Here is a 22987-nt window from a genome sequence, read left to right on the forward strand (position 1 = left end):
TCAAGGAGGCGCCGCAGCCGATACGCTGGTCCCATGGCATCGGTGACACGGGCGAGTCGCAAGCCCCAGGTCAAGCGCCAGGAACGCCGCGAACAGATCGAGCGCCAACTCCTGGAGGCGACGGACCGACTGATGGCCGAGGGGGCGAGCTTCACCGAGCTCAGCGTGGACAAGCTGGCCACCGAGGCCGGCATCTCCCGAGCCAGCTTCTACATCTACTTCGAGGACAAGGGCGACCTGCTGCGCCGTCTGGCCACCCAGGTGTTCGGCGACCTGACCGCCGACGCGGCGCAGTGGTGGACGGTGGCGAATCGTCGCGACCCGGCCGATATCCACGCATCGATGACACGCCTGATCGGAAGCTATCGCACCCACCAGCCGGTTCTCGTTGCCCTCGGCGAGATGGCCGCCTACGACGCTCAGGTCGGTGAGACATACCGCGAACTGTTGACCGGTATCGCCGCGCAGTTCACCTCCGTCATCGAAGAAGGCCAGGCCGACGGTGCCATCCGCACCAACCTGCTCCCCGGCCCGACCGCGAGCAGCCTGGTCTGGATGGTCGAACGCGCCTGCCAGCAGAACCTGCCGAACCAACCGCCAGAATACGATTCTCAGTTGGCCACCGCACTGACCGAAATCATCAGGGGCGCCTTGTATCTGGACGGCTGAGCGGTCAGAAGCGCTCGGGATGCCAGTAGACATCCTCGGCTTTGCCGGACACGGCGTGGTCGACGGCCTGGCGGCCCTGCATGTATCCGTAGTCCTGGTTCGACGACTCGTAGCGCCACCCGCCGAACCGTCCGCGGCTGTAGATGCCGTGCGCCAGCAGCAACTTGTCGGCCTCACGTAGCAGATCGTCGCGGCCCAGCGTCGGCACCGGATAGCCGAAACTCAGAGTCTTGACGAATCGCCCGGCGATCAGGTCCGGATCGGCGCCGAGGTTACGCAAGGATGCCACCACACCGTCGACGGCCGCCTCTGGCGAGGCCGGTGAGTGCGCGAAAATCGGTACCTCGCACAGGATGTTCCACCGCCCTGGACCGGCATTGGACCGGTCGTAATTGCTCAGCATCGTGGCGCGGTACCACGGCACCGTCTCGTCAGGACAGTACAGCCACGTCTTGTCGGCCAGCGCGGCAGGCGGCCGGCCGGTGAAGCCGATCCCGACCGCATGTAACCGGCTGGCCCGCAGCGAATCCGCGCGATCGAGCCCACCGATCCACCCGAGCGCACTGGTGATCGGCGCGGTGCTGACGCAGTACCGGAAATCGACGGTCGACCCGTCGTGCAGCCGGGCCACCCGCGCCGCCGGATCCACATCGAGCACCGCCGTGTTGAGCCGCACCGAGTTCGGTGTCATCAGGCGGTCATGGACGGCCTGCCACAGCGCGCCCGTTCCGCCGACGGGATATGGGAACGTCGACGCGGCGGGGGTCGTGGTGCCGGCCAGCGCCAGCGTCGGCACATTGCGGGCGGCGCTACCGCTGCGCAGCGAGGTCCATTGGTCGTCGATCAGGTCCAGCGGCAGCGTCCACATCTTGCGGTTGTACGGTTCGAAGAACTCGTCGTACAGCTGCCGACCGAAGTTGTTGCGGTAGTAGTCGGCCAGATTATCGACCGGCCCGTGCGGGTCCAGATCCGTTGGCAGCTCGGCGAGTTGCTGTTGAATGGGAGTCGGGACCAGGCTGTGCGGACCGTCGCCGCGCAGCCACACCCAGCCGTTGCGCGTCACATGGTTCAGCGTGATCCCGCTGGCTGCCACCGCCCGGTCGAAATCGGCAAAGTGACTGTGCAGCACGTGTCCGCCCAGATCCCAGGTAAATCCGTCGTCATCGGTGATCGACGCCGACATACCGCCGACCTGAGGTCCGGCGTCGACGACGAGATGATCGATCCCGAGTTCGGTCAACCTGACCGCGGCGCCGATACCGGTGCTGCCGGCACCGATGATGAGAAATGTTGGCACAGACTAGAAATCGACGACCTGGCGGATCGGCTCGAATCCCTCGGCGAACGGGCGCCTGCACAGGAATCCGTAGTGCTCGGCCGAGCTACGCACCCATGAGGCGCTGACCTTCTCGCTCGCCTCCGCCTGCGACACATGGCACATCAACGCCTCGATCTTCTTGTCGAGGCAATCGGAGATGTCGATGAACGAGGTCGGGTTGAACCCCACCGCTGACGGGCCACCGTAGGCCATGATCGTCGACACCCACCGCGCGGCCCCCATGGTGCACCGCGACACGACGCGATGATCCTGGTGACTGTCATTGGCCATATGGGTGTAGACCACCGTGGCCGAAACCTTGTCGATGGCGTCCTCGATCAGATGCACCAACTCGAATTCCTGTAACGAGACCCGGCAGTCAAGAAAGCCCTCGCCCCAGATCAGCCTGTCGATGCCGAGCGCCTCGGCGGCTGCCTGCTGTTCGGCGACCCGCTGCGACGATTTGCCAGGCCCCTCTTCGCCACGGGTGATGACGAGCATCGTGACGTGATCCCCCGCAGCAACATGTTTGGCCAGTGCGCCCCCGCACCCCAGCTCGATATCGTCGGGGTGCGCCCCGACCGCGAGAACCGAACGACGTGTCATGCCCCCAACTTCCACTTTGCTGACACCGAATTGGTGCGAGCATACCCCGGCGTCCGGCGGAATGTCCGACTTAGCTCGAAGGAAAGCGTTTGCGGCGTTTATTCGATCGATTGCGCCCAACGGCAATTTTGACCAAAAGGGCCAGCAAATGGATTTATTGACGGGTGAACTATTTGCTGGATGATATTAGCTGCCGGCCGAGGACAACAATTCGGCGTCGGTGAGTCGACGACCCCGACCACCAGCACTGAGGGCGGGACGACTCACACCGCAACCAGGTCATCGGCGTGCACCGCTGGCCTGCGCAACTCCGGAGGCAGGTCAGGTGTCGAGCGCCCGATGATCGCGGCCAGCTCGACCGCGTCATAGGCGACCACCCCGCGCCCGGCGACAGCGCCATCGGGTCCGCGCAGTTCCACCACGTCACCGCCGTGAAAACGACCGGATACCGCGGTGATCCCGGCAGGCAACAGGGAACGCCGCCGCGTGATGACCGCGCGCACCGCACCCTCGTCGAGGGTCAGGGCGCCGGTGGCCTCGGCGGCGTAACGCACCCAGAACCGGCGCGCCGACATCCGTTCCGGGCGGGGCGCGAACACCGTGCCCACCGATGCGTCGGACAGGGCTGCCGCCGCATCGGCGGCCGCCGCCAACAGCACCGGGACACCGGCGTCGGCCGCCAGCAGCGCCGAGGACAGTTTGGAGGCCATCCCACCGGTCCCGAGGCTGCTGCCCCGACCCGCCACCACGCCGTCGAGGTCGCCGTCGGCGGCCACCTCGGGGATGAACCGCGCCGGATTGTCGGCGGGCGCCTTGCGCGGATCCCCGTCGTACAGCCCGTCGATATCGGAGAGCAGTACCAGTGCGTCGGCACCGACCAACTGGGCGACCAGCGCCGAGAGCCGGTCGTTGTCACCGAACCGGATCTCATTGGTGGCGACGGTGTCGTTCTCGTTGACGATCGCCACCGCGTGCAGGGCGCGCAACCGGTCCAGGGTGCGCTGGGCGTTGTTGTGCTGTACCCGCATGGCGATATCATGCGCGGTCAACAGCACCTGACCGACCGTGCGGTCGAAGCGGGCGAATGCCGTGCTCCAGGCATTCACCAGCGCCACCTGGCCGACGCTGGCGGCGGCCTGTTTGGTCGCCAGATCGGTGGGTCTCCGGGACAGCCCCAGCGGCTCGATTCCGGCGGCGATGGCACCGGAAGAGACGATCACGACATCCGAGCCTGCCCGCATCCGGCCCTCGATCGCCTCCACGAGGACGGCCAGCCTGCCCGCGTCGAACACACCGGTGGGTGTGGTCAACGCCGTGGTACCGATCTTGACGACGACGCTACGGGCGGTCCGGATGGCTTCCCGATGCACCGAGGGCACACTCATTCCCGGTGCTCCCGACGTGCCTTCCGTGCCGCCTTGCGCTCGTCGGCCGATACCCGCTCGGTCTGCTCGAGGCGCACATCGGTGCCGCGCCCGGACATCATGGTGTCGATACCGGCCGGGGTTTGCGGCTCCCAGTCGAAGGTGACATCCCCGATGGTGACCGCGCACCCGGGGGTGGCGCCCTGTTTGACCAGTTCGTCCTCGACACCCAACCGGGCGAGCCGGTCGCCGAGGTACCCGACGGCCTCGTCGTTGTCGAAAGCGGTTTGTGCGATCCAGCGTTCCGGGCGGGTGCCGCGCACCACGAAACCGCCCTGGCCGTCCGGGGTGACGGTGAAGCCCGTCTCGTCGATCGCGACGGGGCGGATCACCGGTCGGCGCGGTGCCACCTCGGGCTGCGCAGCCCGATACGCCGCGACCATCTCCCACAGCCCGAAGATCAAGGGACGCAAGCCGTCTCGACTGACCGTCGAGATCTCGAACACCGGCCAGCCGTACTTCTCCACCACATCTTCGCGGACGAACTCGGCGAGCTCACGCGCATCCGGCACGTCGATCTTGTTCAGCACCACCGCCCGCGGCCGGTCGGCGAGATCACCGAGGGTGGTATCGCCTTGCAGCGTGGGCTGATAGGCGGCGAGTTCAGCTTCGAGTGCGTCGATATCGGAGATCGGGTCGCGGCCGGGCTCCAGGGTGGCGCAGTCCACGACGTGGACGAGCACGGCGCACCGCTCGATATGGCGCAGGAAGTCCAGTCCGAGACCGCGGCCCTCCGAGGCGCCGGGGATGAGCCCGGGCACGTCGGCGACGGTGAAGGTGTGGTCCCCTGCCGACACCACGCCGAGATTGGGGACGAGGGTGGTGAAGGGGTAGTCGGCGATCTTGGGCTTGGCCGCCGAGATGGTGGATACCAGCGATGACTTACCGGCCGAGGGGAACCCGACGAGGCCGACATCGGCGACGGTCTTGAGTTCGAGGGTCAGATCGCGGATCTGCCCCTTCTCCCCCAACAACGCGAAACCGGGGGCCTTGCGCGCACGCGATGCCAACGCCGCGTTACCGAGCCCACCGCGCCCGCCCACCGCAGCCTCGAACCGGGTGCCTGCCCCGACGAGATCGGCGATCAGCTTGCCGTCGGCATCGAGCACCACGGTGCCGTCGGGCACGTGGACCTCAAGGTCGGTACCCGCGGCGCCGTCACGGTTACTGCCGGCACCGGGCTTGCCGGACGGGGCGACGACGTGCGGATGGAAATGGAAATCGAGCAGGGTGTGCACCTGGGGATCGACGACCAGCACGATGCTGCCGCCGCGGCCACCGTTACCACCGTCGGGCCCGCCGAGCGGTTTGAACTTTTCGCGATGTACCGAGGCACAGCCGTTGCCGCCGTTACCGGCCTGGGCGTGGATGACCACACGGTCCACAAACCGGGGCATTGCGGGTCCTTCCGATGAAAACAGTGAAGCTGCTGCGAGTGTTCTCTAGAGAACTCGCAGCAGCTTCACTGTTCGTTGATACGGTCCCTGGAGGACGTCCTAAATAACTCAGGCCTCCGAGCGCACGAGGCGGACGATGTTGACCGTCCGACGACCACGCTTGGCGCCGAATTCGACCACACCGGGGGCGGTGGCGAACAGGGTGTCGTCGCCGCCACGACCGACGTTCACGCCGGGATGGAAATGGGTGCCGCGCTGACGGACGAGGATCTCGCCGGCCTTGACGACCTGGCCGCCGAAGCGCTTGACGCCGAGCCGCTGGGCGGCTGAGTCGCGACCGTTGCGTGAGCTGGATGCGCCCTTCTTATGTGCCATGTCTGACGACCCCTTACTTGATTCCGGTGACCTTGAGCACGGTCAGCTGCTGACGGTGCCCCTGGCGCTTGTGGTAGCCGGTCTTGTTCTTGAACTTGTGGATACGGATCTTCGGGCCCTTGGTGTGCTCCAGGACCTCGGCGGCGACGGCGACCTTGGCCAGGTCGTCGGCCGAGGTGGTCACCTTGGAACCGGCGACGACCAGGGCGACCGGCAGCGACACGGAGGCGCCGGGCTCGGTCTCCAGCTTCTCGACCTTGACAATGTCACCGACGGCGACCTTGTACTGCTTGCCGCCAGTCTTGACGATTGCGTACGTGGCGTTATCGGCTGCCATCGTGGATCTACCTCTGCTTCGTTCATCTGGGCGCGCGCATTATGGAGCATGCACGTGCGGGTCTTGGGTGCGGGCCGAGCCAGCAGTTGCGGCTGCAAGCCCCGCGACAACTGGTCAAGGGTACGTGACCAGCGTGGAGAGGGTCAAACCGGCTGCTCGCCGTCAGTCCTCCCCTACCGGCGGGCCTGCCGGACGTGCTGCCGCGCGGCGTCGCGGCCTGCGGACGGGGCCGGCAACGACGGGCTCAACGTCGTTTTCTGAGTCGTCCTCGGAGTCTGATTCGTCGTCGTCGGAGTCCGAGTCGTCGTCGGAGTCATCCGCATCGTCATCGTCATCGTCGTCGTCGAACTCGTCGTCGTCCGCATCGTCGTCGTCATCGTCGTCCGAATCATCGTCATCGTCGTCGAGGACGTCGACGATATCGTCGTCGATCCCCACCACGGCGTCGTCATCGTCGTCGGTGTCATCGTCGTCGGTGTCATCGTCGTCGGAATCGTCCGAGTCCAGGTCGTCCTCGACGGGCCCGCTCTCGAACGCCTCACCGCGGCCGCGGTGCTCATCCGTCTGTTCGGTGCCATCGATCTCGAGCGACTCGTCGGTCTGGTCCTCGTCACCCTCTTCGCGACCGGCCGCGGCCATCGCCTTGAACATCGGATGTTCACCCGAGGCGTGTGACGGCACCTTCGCCATCTGGATGGACTCCTGCGGCTCTTCGGGCTTGCCGGCCTTCTTACCGCGCTTACCGCGACGGCCACCGCCACCACCGTTGCCACCGTTACCGCCATTGCCGCCGCCGGAATCCGACTTGCGGCCGTTACCGTTCGGCGCCCCCGAATCGACCGGATCGGCATGCAGCACGATCCCGCGACCGGCACAGTGACTGCAGGTCGTGGAGAACGCCTCGATCAGCCCGGTACCCAGCTTCTTACGGGTCAGCTGCACCAGGCCAAGGGAGGTCACCTCGGACACCTGATGGCGGGTCCGGTCCCTGGCCAGGGCCTCGGTGAGCCGGCGCAGCACCAGGTCGCGGTTGGACTCCAACACCATGTCGATGAAGTCGATGACGATGATCCCGCCGATATCGCGCAACCGCAGCTGGCGGACGACCTCCTCGGCCGCCTCCAGGTTGTTGCGGGTCACGGTCTGCTCCAGGTTGCCCCCGGAACCGGTGAACTTGCCGGTGTTGACGTCGACGACGGTCATCGCCTCGGTGCGGTCGATCACCAGCGTGCCGCCCGAGGGCAGCCACACCTTGCGGTCCATGGCCTTGGCCAGCTGTTCGTCGATACGGTGCACCGCGAACACGTCCGGCCCGTCCGGCGAGCTCGGCTCGTACTTCGTCATTCGCGGAACGAGTTCCGGTGCCACCGAATTCACGTAGTCGTTGATGGTGTTCCAGGCCTCGTCACCCGAGACGATCAACCCGGAGAAATCCTCGTTGAACAGGTCACGGATGACCTTGACGAGCACGTCGGGCTCCTCGTAGAGGGCCACGGCGGCGCCGGCCTTCTTCGCGGTCACCTCGGCGGCGCTCGCCTCGATCTGCGCCCACCGCTCCTGCAGCCGGTTCACATCGGTGCGGATGTCGGATTCCTTCACGCCCTCCGACGCGGTGCGGATGATGACCCCGGCTCCGGCCGGGACCACCTCCTTGAGGATCTCCTTGAGGCGCTGCCGCTCGGTGTCGGGCAGTTTGCGACTGATCCCGGTCGAGGATGCTCCCGGCACGTAGACCAGATAGCGACCGGCCAGCGAGACCTGGGTCGTCAGCCGCGCACCCTTGTGCCCGACGGGGTCCTTGCTGACCTGGACCACGACGTAATCGCCGGGTTTGAGGGCCTGCTCGATCTTGCGCTGGGCACCACCGAGGCCGGCGGCCTCCCAGTTGACCTCGCCGGCGTAGAGCACACCGTTGCGGCCGCGGCCGATGTCGACGAAGGCCGCCTCCATCGAGGGCAGCACGTTCTGGACGATGCCCAGGTAGATGTTGCCGACCAGGGACGCCGAGGCGGCCGACGTCACGAAGTGCTCGACGACGACACCGTCCTCCAGCACCGCGATCTGGGTGTACCGCGCGCCCTCGTGCGGCGGTTCGGTACGGACCTTGTCGCGCACGATCATGGTGCGCTCGACCGCCTCGCGGCGGGCCAGGAACTCGGCCTCGCTCAGGATCGGCGGGCGGCGGCGGCCGGCATCGCGGCCATCACGGCGGCGCTGTCGTTTGGCCTCCAGTCGGGTCGAGCCCGAGATGCCCTGGATCTCGTCGGGATCTTTACCGTCACGTGCCGAGGCCGCCTTGGACCGCGGCGCACGCTCGTGCACGACGGTGTTGGGCGGATCATCCGGAGCGCCGTTGTCGTCGGAATCGGCCGAGCCGGACTTGCGGCGACGGCGACGCCTGCGGCGACGGGTACCCGCCTCGCCGGTGCCGTCCTCGCCGTTGTCCTCGTCGGAATCCTCGCCGTCCCCGGCATCACCGGAATCTTCGGCGTCGTCGGTGGCGGACTCCGCGGACTCGCCTTCGGCGTCGGTCTCGGCGTCTGCATCGCCGTCTTCGCCGTCCTCGGCGCTCTGCTCACCACGGCCTCGGCCCCGGCCCCGGCGACCACGGCGACGGCGCCGCGCGGCGGGACGTTCGGAATCGTCACCGTCACCGTCGGCATCATCGACGTCGCCGTCGGTATCGGTATCGGTGTCCTCGGAGTCACCGGCCGGTTCGGATGCGGCCGGACGGGGTGCAAGTTTGACCGGCTGCGGGGCCACGAACAGCGGCATATACGCGGCGGGCTCCTCGGCCGGTGGAGAACTGGGCGGCGCCTCGAGGAGCAGCCGGGACTCGGGTTCCTCGATCGCCGGTGCGGCGAACACGGTGTCGGTCGCCGGCACCTCGGTGATGGTCTCTTCGACGACGACCACCTCGGTCGGGGTCGTGACCTCGGCTGGGGTCTCCACGGCGGCGGTCTCCACGACGGGGGGCGCCTCGGCCGGGGTCTCCTCGGCCGGGGTCCCCACAGCTGGGCTTTCCGCTGCGGGGCCCTCAACTGCGGTGGCGGTCGCCTCGGCGTTGAGCACCTCGCGAACACGCTCGGCCTCTTCACGCGCGACGGTCGAGTGTGGGCTGCGCGCACGGCCGTCCAGCTGGGCCAGCGCGTCCACGATCCGCTTGCTGGTGGTGCCGAGCACCCTGGCCAGCGAGTGGACTCTCAGCTTCGCCGGCAGTTCCTCGCTGTGTGCGGTGTTTTCAGATAGGTCTTTGTTAGGGGCATCTTCGGCCACGAATTCTCCTCAAGCCCCCGGGCGCGTCCGATGACGCGGCCACGCGAGGGCTTCCGCTATGGGTCCGGGGAACTTCTCCCGAACTTGTTATGGTCTCGCCCCGAGGGATCCATGACGAACCCGTTCGGCGCCTGGCTGAATGATGGCTGGACGCTCTGGCGCCGCACCGCTCGCGCGATGGTCGCACTCGTCGAAGTCTTCATCCGGGTTCCCGGCCCCAGTGTGGCGCCGGTCTCCCGTGGTCAGTATCCCATATCGCGCGCCCGAATCTGACCAAGGCGGCGAAAGCGAGCGCTAAGCGCCGGTCAGACCGGGGAACCAGAGCGCGATCTCACGGGCAGCCGACTCGGGCGAGTCGGAGCCGTGCACCAGGTTCTCCTGGGTCACCGTGGCGAAGTCGCCGCGGATGGTGCCCGGGGTGGCCTTCTCGACGGGATCGGTGCCACCGGCGATCTGACGGAACGCGGCGATGGCCCGCGGACCCTCGACGACTGCGGCCACAACCGGCCCGGAGGTGATGAATTCCAGCAGCGATCCGAAGAACGGCTTGCCGTCGTGCTCGGCGTAATGCTGGCGAGCCACGTCCTCGCTGACGTTCTTCAGCTCCAGCGCCGCAAAGGTCAAGCCCTTGCGCTCGATCCGGCCGAGGACCTCACCGATCAGGTTCCGCTGTACGCCGTCGGGCTTGATCAACACGAGAGTCCGCTCAGTCACGGCGCATAGCCTACCGGGCAGTAACGACTACTCGGCGTCGGGTCGGCGAGCGGCCTGCTGTGACGGCAGCTGACCGCGATCCTGGCGCCGTTTCACCTCGGCGCGCAGATAGATGATCAGCGCCCATACCGCGGCGAACACGACGCCGATGAAGCCGATGGCGGCGTGTATCAGAGCACCGGCGATCAGCACGAACTGCACCCCGAGGTTGACCCAGATGATGCCGGGCCTGCCCTGCACGCCCGACATCAACACCAACACCACGGCGGCACCGATCAGGAACCCGCCGCTGGCCACCGTCAACCCGGCCGCGCCGTTGGCCACCACCGGCAGCGCCAGCAGCGCCACGATGGCCTCCAGGATCAAGGTGCCCGCCATGATGCCGCGGAAGCTCTTCCACGGATCCGGAGGTGTGCCGGGTGTGACCGGGCGTTCGCTGGCGTCGCTCATGCGACTGCCTCCCAGGCTCGGCTGTCACATATCCGACTGTCGATTCGCTCCCAAGCGTCGCTCATGTCAGGCGGGATCCTTCCCGAACAGGGTGCGGGCCGCACCGGCGGTGACGACGGAGCCGGTGATGACCATGCCGCTACCGGAGAAACCCTCACCATCGTTGCCGGACTCCTCGACCAACGCGGTGGCTGCCTCGATCGCGTCGGGCAGTGTGGCGGCGGTGAGCACCCGGTCTGGCCCGAAGCGTTCTTCGGCCCGCGCGCCAAGGGTCTCGACATCCAATGCCCTCGGGGACCCGTTGTGGGTGACCACGAGCATGTCGAAGGCAGGCTCGAGGGCCGCCAGGATCCCGTCGACATCCTTGTCTGCCATCACCGAGATCACGCCGACCAGATAACGGAAATCGAACTCGGCGTCCAGCGCCTGGGTCAAGGCGGTGGCACCGGCTGGATTGTGCGCGGCGTCGACGAATACCGTCGGCGCGCTGCGCACGCGTTCCAACCGGCCCGGACTGGCCACCGACGCGAATCCGGCGCGCACGGCGTCGATATCGAGCTGACGCTGTGCACCGGCGCCGAAGAACGCCTCCACCGCCGCCAGCGCGAGCACCGCGTTGTGGGCCTGATGCTCACCGTGCAGCGGTAGGAAGATCTCGTCGTACACGCCGCCGAGCCCCTGCAGGGTGAGCAGCTGACCGCCGATCGCGATCTGGCGATCCAATACCGCGAATTCCGAGTCTTCGCGTGCCACAGCGGCATCGGCGCGCACGGCCTCGGCGAGCAGCACCTCCATGGCGTCGGGAGGCTGGCGCGCGATCAGGGCGACCGTGTCGGTCGGGATGAGCGCGTCCTGCTGCTTGTGGATGATCCCGGCCTTCTCCCCCGCGATCTCGGCGATGGTCTCACCGAGAAAGTCGGTGTGGTCCAGCCCGATCGGGGTGATCACCGCGACGGGGGCCTGCACGACATTGGTCGCGTCCCAGCGCCCACCCAGCCCGGTTTCGATGACGGCGACGTCGACGGGCGCATCGGCGAAGGCCGCGAAGGCCATCGCGGTGAGCACCTCGAACTTGCTCATCTTCGGGCCACCGGCCGCTTCGGACTGCTGGTCGACGAGCTCGACGAACGGTTCGATCTCGCGATACGTTGCCACGTATTCGGCTGGGCTAAGCGGCTTTCCGTCGATGGAGATGCGCTCGACCGCGGACTGCAGGTGCGGACTGGTGGTGCGACCGGTGCGCCGGTGCAGTGCGATCAACAGCGCGTCGACGATGCGGGCCACCGAGGTCTTGCCGTTGGTGCCGGCGATGTGGATCGAGGGGTACGCGCGCTGGGGTCCGCCCAGCAGTTCCAGCAGCGCGACGATCCGGGTGGTGCTCGGCTCGATCTTGGTTTCCGGCCAGCGCTGGTCGAGCAGATGCTCGACCTGAAGCAGGGCCGCGACCTCATCGGGGGTGGGTTGGCTCATCGGCGATCGGCTCCGCTGCTCGCTGGTCTCATTTCAGGTCGGCGAGTCGCGCGGTGATCCGTTCGACCTCCTCGGCCGCCAACTGTTGCCGACCCTTGATCTTCTCGACGACGTTCTCGGGTGCCTTGGCCAGGAAGTCGGCGTTGCCGAGCTTGCCCGTTGTCTGCGCGAGTTCCTTCTGCGCGGCGGCAAGATCCTTTTCCAGACGGCGCTTCTCGGCGGCCACGTCCACGGTGCCCGAGGTGTCCACCTCGACGGTCACCGTGCCATTGGTCAACCGCACCTCGACCGCTGCCGAGGCGGCGAAATCCTCGGTGGGGTCGGTGAGCCACGCCAGCGCGGTGACCGCGGGCAGCTGCGACTCGATATCGCTGGCATCCAGACCGGTCAACCGGGCCGGCACCTTCTGCCGATCGGCCAGGCCCTGATCGCTGCGGAACCGGCGCACCTCGGTAACCAGCTTCTGCATATCTGTGATGCGTCGGGTCGCGGTGGCGTCCACGCCGTGCGCGGTGACGGTCGGCCAGTCGGCGATGACGACCGACTCCCCGCCGGTGAGGGCCTTCCACAGCGTCTCGGTGACGAACGGCATGACCGGGTGCAGCAGCTTCAGCAGGGTGTCGAGCACCGCGGCCAGAACCGCGCCGGTGTGCGAATGACCCTGTGCTACCTGGACCTTGGCCAGTTCCAGGTACCAGTCGCAGAACTCGTCCCAGGCGAAGTGATACAGCGCCTCGCAGGCCCGGCTGAACTCGTATGCCTCCAGTGCGGCATCGGCCTCGGCACGCACCTCCTCGAGGCGCCCGAGGATCCAGCGATCGGCATCGGTGAGCTGATCGGCGCCGGGTAGATCGGTCAGCTCGGCGCCGTTCATCAGGGCGAACTTGGTGGCGTTGAACAGTTTGGTGGCGAAATTGCGGGAGGCGCGAGCGTGGTCCTCACCGATGGACAGGTCGCCGCCGGGGCTCGCGCCGCGGGCCAGGGTGAACCGCAGCGCATCGGCACCGAACTTCTCCACCCAGTCCAGCGGGTCGATGCCGTTGCCCTTGGACTTGCTCATCTTGCGGCCGAACTCATCGCGGATCAGGCCGTGCAGGAACACATTCTCGAACGGGACCTGCGGCCGGCCGGTGGCCGGGGCCGGCACGGCGTCATCTCCGGAGACGAAGGTGCCGAACATCATCATCCGCGCCACCCAGAAGAACAGGATGTCGTAGCCGGTCACCAGAACCGTTGTGGGATAGAACTTCTGCAGCTCGGGAGTAGCGTCCGGCCAGCCCATCGTGGAGAACGGCCACAACGCCGAGGAGAACCAGGTGTCCAGGACATCGGGATCCTGTTCCCACCCCGGCGGTGGGGTCTCGTCGGGGCCGAGGCAGACCTGCTGACCGTCGGGCCCGTGCCAGATCGGGATGCGGTGACCCCACCACAGCTGCCGTGAGATGCACCAGTCGTGCATGTTGTCGACCCAGGCGAACCAGCGAGGCTCAAGGCTGGCGGGATGGATCACGGTGTCGCCCTTGCGGACCGCGTCACCGGCGGCCTTGGCCAGGGCATCGACCTTGACCCACCACTGCAGGCTCAGCCGGGGTTCGATGGGTTCGCCGCTGCGCTCGGAGTGGCCGACGCTGTGCAGATACGGTCGCTTCTCGGCGACGATGCGCCCCTCGGCGGCCAATGCCTCGCGCACCGCCACCCGCGCTGCGAAGCGGTCCATACCGTCGAAGCGCGTCCCGGTCCCGGTGATGGCGCCGGTGGTGTCCAGGATGGACGGCATCGGCAGGTTGTGCCGCAACCCGATCTCGAAGTCGTTCGGGTCGTGGGCCGGGGTGACTTTCACTGCGCCGGTGCCGAACTCGGGGTCGACGTGAGCGTCGGCCACGATGACGATTTCGCGGTCCAGATATGGGTGGGGCAGCGTGGTGCCCACCAGCGCGCGATAGCGCTCGTCGTCGGGATGCACCGCCACCGCGGTGTCGCCGAGCATCGTCTCCAACCGGGTGGTGGCCACCACGATGTGCGGCTCGTCATCGTTCATCGAGCCGTACCGGAACGAGACCAGCTCGCCCTCGACGTCCTCGTACTTGACCTCGAGATCGGAGATCGCGGTCTGCAACACCGGCGACCAGTTGACCAGCCGTTCGGCCTGATAGATCAGCCCCGCGTCGTAGAGCCGTTTGAAGATGGTGCGCACGGCCCGGGAGAGACCCTCGTCCATGGTGAACCGGTCGCGGCTCCAGTCGACACCATCGCCGAGGCGGCGCATCTGGCCGCCGATGGTGCCGCCGGACTCACGCTTCCAGTCCCAGACCCTCTCGATGAAGAGCTCGCGTCCGAGGTCCTCCTTGGTCTTGCCGTCGGCGGCGAGCTGCTTCTCCACCACCGACTGGGTGGCGATGCCGGCATGGTCCATGCCCGGCAGCCAGAGCACCTCGTAGCCCTGCATGCGGCGACGGCGGGTCAGCGCATCCATCAGGGTGTGGTCCAGGGCGTGTCCCATGTGCAGGCTGCCGGTCACATTCGGCGGCGGCAACACGATCGAATACGGCGGTTTGTCGCTGCCGGGATCGGCGGTGAAATACCCGGCGTCGACCCAACCCTGATACAGGTCGCTTTCTACCGCACCCGGCTCCCAGGATTTGGGCAGGGCATCGGCACGCGAAGAGGGGCTGGCAGTCACCTGGCCATTCTAGGAAGGCCGGTCGGGCAGATGCCGAGGGCCCACCGTTGGCCCGGTCCGGGAGCGGCTGCTCAGTCGAGTCGCGCCGTCTCCAGGGTGACCCCGGCCGCCGGTAGGCGAGTGAGCAGTGCCGAACCCGCCGCGGCGGCCGGGGTCAGCACCCCGCGCAGATCCGAGAGCTGGTCGCGGTCCAGCGCCAAGGCGAGCCCGCATTCGGCGAGCAGCACGGCGGTGGCCTTGTACCCCGGGTCGCCCTGCTGGGCGATGGTCGCGCGGTACCGGGCTCCGGTGCTGGTCGTGGTGTAGGTCTCGATGCGGTAGTGACCGTTGTCACGGGTGCGCTCGCTGGGTCCGCTGCCCGGCTTGGGCAGGATCCGCTCCAGCAGTCCCGCGGGCACCTTGTTGATATAGCGGCTGCCGAGGCTGAAGGTCGCCACACTTGCGGCGGTCTCCAGCGCCGCGGCGGCCGGTGCCAATACCGAGGAGCCCAGGCTCATCTGCTCGGCGTAGCGGAAGTGACGCCCGTATGCCCAGTCGAGCAGCGCGTTGCTGCGACGCACGATGCGCGAGTTCGGTGCGGCCATCGCGAAGGCACCGGTCCAGATGCCGTCCAGCTCGGGTGCGATATCGCGGCCGCGCCGCCACGGGTTGTCGGATTGATGGCCCAGTTCCGGTTCCGCGCCGCGGTCGGTGGTCAGCGTGTACGGATCTTCCAGGTCACGGCGGGCCTGCGGGTCTTCGGCCGCGGCCCGCATGAACTCGATCATCGAGGCGGCAGTACCGCCGGAGACCCCGCCGGCGAAGGTGCGCAACACCAGATTGGTCTCGGTCAGCTCGCCTGAGCCGTCGGCGGTCACCCGGTCGTACAACGCGTACACGCTGATATCCGATGGCACCGAGTCGAATCCGCAGGAATGCACGATCCGCGCGCCGGTGTCGACGGCCTGCTTGTGGAACTGTTCGGCGCTGTCCCTGATGAACAGCGTCTCACCGGTGAGGTCGGCGTAATCGGTGCCCGCTGCGGCGCACGCCTGCACCAGCGGGAGCCCGTACTTGGTGTAGGGGCCGACGGTGGTGATGACCACCTGGGTGCGGGCGGCCATATCGGCCAGTGTCGAGGGCGAGCCGGCGTCGGCCTCGACGAGCTGCCAGTCCTGGGCCTTGGGGCCCAGGCTGTCGCGCACGTCGCGCACCTTGGCCAGCGAGCGTCCGGCCAGCGCGATCCGGGCGCCCGAGGCGGCCAGCGCCAGGTACTGCGCGGTGAGCTTGCCCGCGAAGCCGGTGGCGCCATACAGGACGATGTCGAATTCGCGCTGCGGCGAGGTCGGAGAGGTCGGCGAGGTCATGGAACCCGAAGCTACCCGAGGATCTCGGGTACAAACATGTCCCGCCCGAACAGGTGGTTGCCCAGGAAGGCCGAGATCACCTGGTACCAGATCTTGGTGTGCTGCGGAGCGGCCACCCAGTGCCCCTCGGACGGGAAGTACAGGAATTGGTGGGGGCTGGTGCCGTCCTCGTCGGCCGGAAGACCGGACCGGCTGAGCAGCTCGTACCACAGTCGCAGACCTTCCCCGATCGGGACGCGGTAATCCTTGTCACCGTGGATGACCAACATCGGGGTGCGGATCTCACCGACGTGGTGGTGCGGCGAATTCTGTTGTGTCATATGTTCGGTCATCTCGCGCTCCCACCAATACGCGCCATCGGTGGTAGGTCCGAACTGATCCAGCGCCCACAGGCTGGCATGACTGACGATCGCGGTGAACCGGTCGGTGTGCCCGGCGATCCAGTTGGCCATGTACCCGCCGAACGAGCCGCCCATCGCGGCGGTGCGCTGCCGGTCGATGCGCGGATGCTCGCAAGCGGCATCGGTGGCGGCCAGCAGATCGGTGTAGGGCGGCCCACCCCAGGCGCCCCACCCGCGCTGGATGAAATCCTGGCCATAGCCGGTGGACAGCGCCGGGTCCGGCAGCAGCACGGCATACCCCTCGGCAGCCAAGAGCCATGGGTTCCAGCGCCAGTGCCAGGTGTTCCAGCTGCCGAGGGGGCCACCGTGCACCCACAGCAGTAACGGCGCCGGCTCGGTTCCGCCGGGCAACACCAGCCAGGAGTGCACGGGGGTGCCGTCCGGTGCCCGAGCGGTGAGTTCCTCCACGGTGCCCGGCAGTTTCGGCAGCTCGACGCACGGCAGGATCGTGATGGTTCCGTCGGGGTCGATGCGCACCGGGTGCGGTGGCGCGAGGTAGGAGCTGCGCAGCGCGAAGATCACCCCACCCGGTGCGGTGCACACATCGCTGTAGGCCTGATCGTCCTCGGTCAACCGGGCCACCGTGCGGGTCGCCGGGTCCACCGCGAAGATGGGATGCCTGCCATTGTCGTCCGCGGTCACGATGAGCCTGCTCCCGTCGGCGCTCCATGTCACCGAGGCCGGCCACCGGTCCCATTCGGTCAGCTCGGTCCAGGCCTGGCCGATTTCGCCCCAGCACAACGTGATCCGTGGCGCCTGCTCGGGTGTCGAGGTGGTCTCTCGCAGAAAGGCGATGCGCCGACCGTCCGGGGCCAGTGCGGGCGCGTCGAGGTCTGCGCCGGGATCGTCGGCGATCACGGTGCGCTGCCGGGTCGCGGTGTCGATCCGCACGATCTGCGAGCGCAGCGCCACCCCGGCCACCGGCCCGTACCAGCTGCTGACCAGGAAGGTGCCGTCGCCGCTGATATCGAGCGCGGTGTCCCGCAGTGCCGCACCGGGCTCGGGTGTGAGATCGCGCCGTCCGTCGGTGTCGAACAGGTGCGGCAGTTCGGGGCCCAGATCGTGGTCCCAATGCCGCACCGGGTAGCCGCGGTGCAGAATCGCCGAGACCTTGTTGTCCTTGCGCAACGCCCGCAATCGCTCGTCCTCGTCGACCCCGGCGGCCGAGCGCAGCAGCGAGGTGGTGACCACCGTTCGCGGCGCGTCACCGGCGACATGCACCGCCGACACCCCACCGGGCAGCGACATCTCCTCGACGGCCTCGCCGCCCTCTTTGGGCAGTCGCCAGAGCGCTGCCGGCGCCGACTCCTGCCCCGATGTGGGCCGGCTGGCAAGAAATAACAGGTCACCGTCGGAGGTGAAGACCGGTGCCGACTCGCCCTTCCCGCCCCGGGTGAGCCGGCGGGCGGAGCCGATCCCGGCGGGGTCCAATTCCCAGATCGCCGTGCGATATTCGGTGCCCTCGGAGCTGAGCTCGCTGACGGTGGTGACCAGCCGGTCACCGGTCGGGCTGACGGCCAGCTCCGCAACCCTTGGCAGGGCGAGATAGCTGTCGAGATCGTCGAACGGTGTCATGGTGCCACCGTAGTGGGCGGGCCGAGGCGGTAGCGGCGGCCGCTTCCCGCAACCATGCCGCACCGGCCGCGATCACTGCCCGACGGTCAAGCCCGTCGCGGTCGTCGACAGCGAGAACGGATTCACCGTCCAACTGGATGTCGTCGACGCTCGCTGGTGGGCCCTGTTCGTCCGCCAAGGACTGTCCGCCGGCTTCAGTTGGCGTGTCACCGAGCGCCGCTCGTCGTTCACGATCTACGACCGCAAGATCCGGTTGGATTGGGTTGCCGGCGTGCCGCGACTGGCGGGCACGATGGAGTATCAGGGCGGCCGCATACTGGGGTTCGCCAGGCAAAGGATCTGGGCACTGTCCGACCGAGGTGTGATCGAGCCGGTGGTCGACTACAGGCCCAATGCCAGGGAGGGCCGCGACCTGATCCGTCTGGTGGCCACCGAACTCGTTCTGCGCGAACGACTTCCGATGACGCTGAAACCCACGCCAGTGTGCGTGCTCATCACCCCCCGCCATCTTCGCCGGTTGGGGCATCGTCACCGTGGTGCAGCGGCTGCTCGGCATCCATATCTAGTCATCCAGTCCGGAAGGGATTTTCGGCGCGATGCACTCCGGGTGACGCAGCGGGCCGACCGATCGCGCCGAACGCCATGTCCTGACATCGGACTCTGGCCATAGCGCCATCGTATGACTCTTCGTGCGCGGTCTTCACAGGGATTTAACAGCCGATGACCACCGGGACACATCGGCGCGGTTACTTTCATCTCGGTACACCGTCAGTACCTCACGGCCACTGTGGATAAACCCCGGTCGCCCTCATCCCCCACACCCGAACGGCGGAGGTTGTTTTGACACCCGAAGTGGAGGACGCCCTCGCGACGATGGCGTCAGTGAACAATGAATTCTTCTACTGGATGTCCATCGCGCTGATGATGCTCATCCATGCCGGCTTCCTGGCCTACGAGGTCGGCGCGTCCCGGTCGAAGAACGTCCTGGCCACGGCAATGAAGAACCTGCTCGCCTTCGCGACCATCGTCGCATCGTTCTATTTCGTCGGCTGGTTCCTCTACAACGCCATGCCGAGTGGCTTCATCGAGTTCAACGACGCGGCCAAGGCCGCCTTGCCATGGGGCGACAACATGGGCCCCAACACCGCCGACTCCGCCAGTGGCATCTTCTGGGGCGCCTTCGCCCTTTTCGCGGCGACCACCGGCTCGATCATGTCCGGCGCTGTGCTCGAACGCATCCGGACAAGTGGCTTCCTGGTGCTGACGGTATTGGTCGGCTCGGTCACCTGGATCATCGGCGCCGCCTGGGGGTGGCACGGCGCCGGCTGGATGCTCACCAAACTCGGCTTCCACGACGTCGGCGCCGCGGGTTGTGTGCACATGATCGCCGGCTTCGCGACACTGGGCATCCTGATCAACCTGGGCCCGCGGATCGGACGGTTCGGCCCCGACGGCAAACCCGTCACAATCCGTCCGCATAACCTGCCGCTCACCATGGTCGGCCTGATGCTGATCTTCACCGGCTTCTTCGGCTTCCTGATGGGCTGCGTCATCTACGCCGGTGACGGATTCACCACCATCTACGCCAGCCCGACCACGTTGAGCGCCTTCGCCTTCAACACCCTGATGGGCCTGGCCGGTGGGATCATCGGCGCCTATCTGACCTCCCGCGGCGAGCCCTTCTGGACCATCTCCGGCGGCCTGTGCGGTGTGATCGGCGTGGCATCGGGCATGGATCTGTACCACCCTGCACTCGGGTTCGTCATCGCCTTCGGCGCAGGCGCGCTCGCACCGTTCATCGGGAAACTGTTGGAACGCTTCAAGATCGACGATGTGGTGGGTGCGGTGTCGGTGCATGGCGGCATCGGGCTGTACTCGGTGCTGATGGCCGGCGTGTTCCTGTCCGGATACCCGAACACCGACGGCAACCCGTCGGTGTCGCTGTGGGGTCAGATGATCGGCGCGCTGGTGTTCGCCACGCTCGGCTTCGTCCCGACCTATGTCGTATCGCTACTGCTGAAGAAGGTCGGATTGCTTCGCATACCGGCCGCGGTCGAGGAACAGGGCCTCGATCTCAGTGAGGTGCCCGCGACGCCGTACCCCGAAGGCATCCCGATCACCACCATGCCGCTGAACGGCGGCAAGGCATTGCTCATCGCGGAGGCGAAGTAGATGTTCAGTCCCATCGAGAACTACGACGAAGCCGGTGTGGTCTTCACTTTCGGCGGATACTCGTTCGGCGTGTGGCTGTTCTTCATCCTCGCGGTGTTGCTGTTCGTCGGATTCTTCGTCCGGATGATCCAGCACGAGAACAAGGCTTATAAGGCGATCATCGAACACACTCCGGTGGAACCCGGACCGGCCGCCGAGGGGGAACCCACCGCGTACTGAGCCCGCTGCACGACCCCAGAGAATGCCCGGATCGCACAAGCGATCCGGGCATTCTCTTCCGTGCATCAGCCTGCGTCGCGCAACCACCGCACGGCACGGTCACGGTAGCCGATGATGCCCTTGTAGTCGGCCATGTCATCGGGCAGATCGGCGAGCACCGCGGCGGTGCGCACCCGCCACGGCTCGACCGCGGCGATATCGGCGAGCGGAAGCATGTAGGTGCGGATCAGGAAACAGATCGCACCGGACTCCGGTAGCCGGATCAGATGCTGGACCTCCACCCTCAGATGGACGAGCCTGCCGAACTCCTCGTCCCCGACCCCGGTGATCATCACCCGGTCCGGTCCCCACTCGGGGTAACGCTCGGTGGAGACGTCGAGTCGACGTCCGATGGTCAGTGTCCAGTTGGTGCGCCGGTAGGTTTCGCCGGGCTGCAACCGCATCAGGAACTCCCTGGCCCGGGTGATGACCCCGGTGGCCCGCAGCCGCGGGACCGGACCGTGGATCTCCAGGAAGGTCATGCCGACGTCGAAGCCGAACGACCAGTCGGCGGCGAAGGTCACCACTCCCGCGTCACCGAACAAATCGCCCTCGCGCTGATCCAGCAACACGATGTCCTCCTGGACCTGACCGGCGATATAGGCCAGCGGCTCGGCCGGAAGCGAACTGTCATCGCCGAGAACGAAGGTCTGGTCGATGCCGAGTCGCTGGTTGCGCCATCGCCAATGATCTCCGTCGCGTTGCAGCGACATGCTGTCGGGATACGCGGCCGCCAGCTCGCGCATCAGCGTCAGCATGACATCCCAGCATGCCGGTCGCATGTGCGGCAGCACCGCGTACCGGGACGGGTCGGCCAGGAGAACCGCTGCCCGCTCGGCCAATTCGTGCTCGTACTCGCTGTCGATATCGACCACCCGCTCGCCCCAGCGCCCCACCGGGGTGGTGACCGGTGCACCCGCCGGTTCCACGTTCGTGGTGTAGCGGTAGCTGTCCGCAGAGAAGGGATAGGGAAAGGTCTCGACCAGATCGGTCGACGAGATCATCCCGGTTGTCACAACGCCACCTCCAGAGTTCCGCCGTCACCGCGAGACACGCACGCCATCAGCGTGTCTCCCGCTCGCCTGTCGTCGTCGCCGAGAAAAAGGTCACGATGGGTGATCGCGCCACCGGCCACCGGTATCCGGCATTCACCGCATACTCCCTTGCGGCACAGGTTGGGAACGTCGAATCCGCGGCGTTCCAACGCCTCGAGCAACGACACCCCCGCCTCGACGACGAACTGCTCCCCCGTCGAGGCGATTCTCGCGGTGAAGGGTTCACCCGGATCCAGCGCAACGGAACCGAAGTGCTCAAGGTGTATCCGGCTGTCCGGCCAGCCGAGTTCGACGGCCGCGGCGGTCACATCGGCGATGAATGCGGCGGGGCCACACACGTAGAGGTGCGCACCGAACGGCTGGCCGGCGAGGGCGGTGCGCAGTGCCGAGTCGAATCCGGCCCGGCCGGTATGGATCGAGACATCGTCGGCGAGCCGGGTGACGGTGTCGACGTGCACCGCCCGGCCGGGTCGGTGGACATACAGCAGCTCGGTGTGACGGCCCCATACGCGCGCCGACCGCAGGTGCGACACCATCGGCGTGATGCCGATGCCCGCGGCGACCAGTAGGTGCTTGCGGGCCCGCAGTACCGGCGCGAAGGCACTGCGCGGTGGACTGGCGATCACGGTGTCGCCGAGGGTGACCCGATCATGTAGCCACAGCGAGCCGCCGGATCCGCTGTCGCACCGGAGCACGGAGATCTCGTAGGAATCCGGCGCAGTGCCGTCCCCGGTCAGGGAGTAGGCGTTGGCGACCGCGCCACATTCCAGCACGATGTGACTGCCCGGGGTGAAGGACGGCAGCGGCGCGCCGTCGGGATCACTCAGTGCCAGCGTCCGGATGCCGGAGACGGTGTCATCGACGGCGGTGACGACGAGCTTGAGCGTTCTCATGCCGGCATCTCCTCGGCATCGGCCATGAATCCGAGGTAGGTGCCGCGTCGTCGCGAAACATGATAGTAGACAAGCAGATTGCGCCCACAACCGGCGCACGGCGTGACGTCCTCCAGGTCCACCACGACGTGATTGACGGTGGGGCAGTGCACGCACTGCACCGATCGCGCGGTCACCTCGGTGCTGGCGAACGTCATCTCGTCATCGGCGACGCCGAGAGCCACCGCGTCGGCCCGCAGACTCAAGCAGGCATACGCGGGACCGGCCACCATCAGCCGCCAGCCGACCGTTGCATCGGCCAGGTCGGCGCGCAGTGCGGTCACGGCGTCGGCGATATCGGCGGCACGGTGCATCCGCACCGCCGATTCCGCTGCCGCCGAAACGATCTGACGCTGCCACTCGTGAGCCACTGCGATGGCTGCAGAGTCGAAGGCGATGAGGGTCCAGGATCGTCCCCGGGTACCGGCCGGCGGTGTGGTGGGCGCGATGGCCCAGCCGGGCACACTGGTCACGTCCAGATCGGGTTTCATGAGCCCCTTTCGGTACACCATGAGTTGACTTAGTTGCCCTT

20 protein-coding genes are annotated in these 22987 nt (G+C 67.2%); 4 read left to right on the forward strand and 16 right to left on the reverse strand.

Annotated elements, in window-relative coordinates; genetic code table 11:
- Positions 1 to 33: 33 nt before the first annotated feature.
- Positions 34 to 669 carry a TetR/AcrR family transcriptional regulator gene (locus G154_RS01270; protein ID WP_019513241.1) on the forward strand — a complete coding sequence of 212 codons (636 nt, stop codon included), beginning with the start codon at positions 34 to 36 and terminating at the stop codon, positions 667 to 669.
- Positions 670 to 673: 4 nt separating this feature from the next.
- Here the strand turns inward: G154_RS01270 and G154_RS01275 are convergent, their stop codons facing one another.
- The 7 genes from G154_RS01275 to G154_RS01305 form a co-directional block, all read right to left on the reverse strand.
- Positions 674 to 1966 (reverse strand): NAD(P)/FAD-dependent oxidoreductase, encoded by a 1293-nt coding sequence (locus G154_RS01275; protein WP_019513240.1) that lies wholly within the window; start codon positions 1964 to 1966, stop codon positions 674 to 676.
- 3 nt (positions 1967 to 1969) lie between these two features.
- Positions 1970 to 2593, reverse strand: a complete 624-nt coding sequence (locus G154_RS01280; protein ID WP_019513239.1) for a PIG-L deacetylase family protein — start codon at positions 2591 to 2593, stop codon at positions 1970 to 1972.
- A 263-nt stretch (positions 2594 to 2856) separates the two neighbouring features.
- The gene (proB, locus tag G154_RS01285) at positions 2857 to 3972 is read right to left on the reverse strand and encodes a glutamate 5-kinase (protein WP_023986042.1); all 1116 of its coding nucleotides are present in this window, start codon (positions 3970 to 3972) and stop codon (positions 2857 to 2859) included.
- A gap of 2 nt (positions 3973 to 3974) precedes the next feature.
- Positions 3975 to 5414: a GTPase ObgE gene (gene obgE, locus G154_RS01290; RefSeq protein ID WP_023986043.1), complete on the reverse strand. Its 1440-nt coding sequence runs from the start codon at positions 5412 to 5414 to the stop codon at positions 3975 to 3977.
- Between the two features lie 108 nt (positions 5415 to 5522).
- Positions 5523 to 5789: a 50S ribosomal protein L27 gene (gene rpmA, locus G154_RS01295; RefSeq protein ID WP_019513236.1), complete on the reverse strand. Its 267-nt coding sequence runs from the start codon at positions 5787 to 5789 to the stop codon at positions 5523 to 5525.
- Positions 5790 to 5802: 13 nt separating this feature from the next.
- Positions 5803 to 6126, reverse strand: coding sequence for a 50S ribosomal protein L21 (gene rplU / locus G154_RS01300; protein ID WP_019513235.1), 324 nt, complete (start codon positions 6124 to 6126; stop codon positions 5803 to 5805).
- A gap of 162 nt (positions 6127 to 6288) precedes the next feature.
- The gene (locus G154_RS01305; protein WP_031601610.1) at positions 6289 to 9402 is read right to left on the reverse strand and encodes an Rne/Rng family ribonuclease; all 3114 of its coding nucleotides are present in this window, start codon (positions 9400 to 9402) and stop codon (positions 6289 to 6291) included.
- Between the two features lie 111 nt (positions 9403 to 9513).
- Here G154_RS01305 and G154_RS26260 point away from each other — a divergent pair, with 111 nt between their 5' ends.
- Positions 9514 to 9675 (forward strand): hypothetical protein, encoded by a 162-nt coding sequence (locus tag G154_RS26260; RefSeq protein ID WP_019513233.1) that lies wholly within the window; start codon positions 9514 to 9516, stop codon positions 9673 to 9675.
- A 21-nt stretch (positions 9676 to 9696) separates the two neighbouring features.
- Here G154_RS26260 and ndk read toward each other — a convergent pair whose 3' ends face one another.
- The 6 genes from ndk to G154_RS01335 all read right to left on the reverse strand — a co-directional run bounded on the left by ndk (position 9697) and on the right by G154_RS01335 (position 18038).
- Positions 9697 to 10116: a nucleoside-diphosphate kinase gene (gene ndk, locus G154_RS01310; RefSeq protein WP_023986044.1), complete on the reverse strand. Its 420-nt coding sequence runs from the start codon at positions 10114 to 10116 to the stop codon at positions 9697 to 9699.
- Positions 10117 to 10143: 27 nt separating this feature from the next.
- Entirely contained in the window at positions 10144 to 10566 is a 423-nt protein-coding gene (locus G154_RS01315) for a DUF4233 domain-containing protein (protein WP_019513231.1), read from the reverse strand.
- 66 nt (positions 10567 to 10632) lie between these two features.
- A complete protein-coding gene (locus tag G154_RS01320; RefSeq protein WP_019513230.1) occupies positions 10633 to 12036 on the reverse strand; it encodes a folylpolyglutamate synthase/dihydrofolate synthase family protein in 1404 nt (467 codons plus the stop codon).
- Positions 12037 to 12064: 28 nt separating this feature from the next.
- A complete protein-coding gene (locus tag G154_RS01325; protein WP_019513229.1) occupies positions 12065 to 14716 on the reverse strand; it encodes a valine--tRNA ligase in 2652 nt (883 codons plus the stop codon).
- Between the two features lie 71 nt (positions 14717 to 14787).
- Complete coding sequence (locus tag G154_RS01330; protein WP_019513228.1) at positions 14788 to 16062, reverse strand: trans-acting enoyl reductase family protein; 1275 nt, start codon at positions 16060 to 16062, stop codon at positions 14788 to 14790.
- Between the two features lie 11 nt (positions 16063 to 16073).
- The gene (locus G154_RS01335) at positions 16074 to 18038 is read right to left on the reverse strand and encodes a S9 family peptidase (RefSeq protein ID WP_019513227.1); all 1965 of its coding nucleotides are present in this window, start codon (positions 18036 to 18038) and stop codon (positions 16074 to 16076) included.
- Positions 18039 to 18878: 840 nt separating this feature from the next.
- On the opposite strand from G154_RS01335, the gene G154_RS01340 reads away from it, so the two are divergent.
- Both G154_RS01340 and G154_RS01345 read left to right on the forward strand, forming a co-directional pair.
- Complete coding sequence (locus G154_RS01340; RefSeq protein WP_023986045.1) at positions 18879 to 20210, forward strand: ammonium transporter; 1332 nt, start codon at positions 18879 to 18881, stop codon at positions 20208 to 20210.
- A complete protein-coding gene (locus G154_RS01345) occupies positions 20211 to 20429 on the forward strand; it encodes a hypothetical protein (RefSeq protein ID WP_019513225.1) in 219 nt (72 codons plus the stop codon). It begins immediately after the preceding gene.
- A 65-nt stretch (positions 20430 to 20494) separates the two neighbouring features.
- On the opposite strand, the gene G154_RS01350 is transcribed toward G154_RS01345, so the two are convergent.
- Genes G154_RS01350 through G154_RS01360 form a run of 3 tightly spaced genes read right to left on the reverse strand, consistent with a single transcriptional unit; the run spans position 20495 to position 22946 of the window.
- The gene (locus G154_RS01350) at positions 20495 to 21472 is read right to left on the reverse strand and encodes a DUF3445 domain-containing protein (protein ID WP_019513224.1); all 978 of its coding nucleotides are present in this window, start codon (positions 21470 to 21472) and stop codon (positions 20495 to 20497) included.
- 8 nt (positions 21473 to 21480) lie between these two features.
- On the reverse strand, positions 21481 to 22416 hold the full coding sequence (locus tag G154_RS01355; RefSeq protein ID WP_019513223.1) for a PDR/VanB family oxidoreductase: 936 nt from the start codon (positions 22414 to 22416) through the stop codon (positions 21481 to 21483).
- Entirely contained in the window at positions 22413 to 22946 is a 534-nt protein-coding gene (locus G154_RS01360; protein ID WP_019513222.1) for a dimethylamine monooxygenase subunit DmmA family protein, read from the reverse strand. Before G154_RS01360 ends, G154_RS01355 begins: the two co-directional genes overlap by 4 nt.
- Positions 22947 to 22987: the final 41 nt, after the last annotated feature.

The organism is Mycobacterium sp. VKM Ac-1816D, from assembly GCF_000416385.1.
Taxonomy (GTDB): domain Bacteria; phylum Actinomycetota; class Actinomycetes; order Mycobacteriales; family Mycobacteriaceae; genus Mycobacterium; species Mycobacterium neoaurum_A.

Bases quoted from the DNA above. Each gene is read 5' to 3' on its own strand.
- obgE (WP_023986043.1), bottom strand. From the start codon at position 5,414: ATGCCCCGGTTTGTGGACCGTGTGGTCATCCACGCCCAGGCCGGTAAC.
- rpmA (WP_019513236.1), bottom strand. From the start codon at position 5,789: ATGGCACATAAGAAGGGCGCATCCAGCTCACGCAACGGTCGCGACTCA.
- G154_RS01350 (WP_019513224.1), bottom strand. From the start codon at position 21,472: ATGATCTCGTCGACCGATCTGGTCGAGACCTTTCCCTATCCCTTCTCT.
- G154_RS01330 (WP_019513228.1), bottom strand. From the start codon at position 16,062: ATGACCTCGCCGACCTCTCCGACCTCGCCGCAGCGCGAATTCGACATC.
- G154_RS01345 (WP_019513225.1), top strand. From the start codon at position 20,211: ATGTTCAGTCCCATCGAGAACTACGACGAAGCCGGTGTGGTCTTCACT.
- G154_RS01280 (WP_019513239.1), bottom strand. From the start codon at position 2,593: ATGACACGTCGTTCGGTTCTCGCGGTCGGGGCGCACCCCGACGATATC.
- G154_RS01320 (WP_019513230.1), bottom strand. From the start codon at position 12,036: ATGAGCCAACCCACCCCCGATGAGGTCGCGGCCCTGCTTCAGGTCGAG.
- rplU (WP_019513235.1), bottom strand. From the start codon at position 6,126: ATGGCAGCCGATAACGCCACGTACGCAATCGTCAAGACTGGCGGCAAG.
- G154_RS01315 (WP_019513231.1), bottom strand. From the start codon at position 10,566: ATGAGCGACGCCAGCGAACGCCCGGTCACACCCGGCACACCTCCGGAT.
- G154_RS01335 (WP_019513227.1), bottom strand. From the start codon at position 18,038: ATGACACCGTTCGACGATCTCGACAGCTATCTCGCCCTGCCAAGGGTT.
- G154_RS01360 (WP_019513222.1), bottom strand. From the start codon at position 22,946: ATGAAACCCGATCTGGACGTGACCAGTGTGCCCGGCTGGGCCATCGCG.
- G154_RS01270 (WP_019513241.1), top strand. From the start codon at position 34: ATGGCATCGGTGACACGGGCGAGTCGCAAGCCCCAGGTCAAGCGCCAG.
- G154_RS26260 (WP_019513233.1), top strand. From the start codon at position 9,514: ATGACGAACCCGTTCGGCGCCTGGCTGAATGATGGCTGGACGCTCTGG.
- G154_RS01355 (WP_019513223.1), bottom strand. From the start codon at position 22,416: ATGAGAACGCTCAAGCTCGTCGTCACCGCCGTCGATGACACCGTCTCC.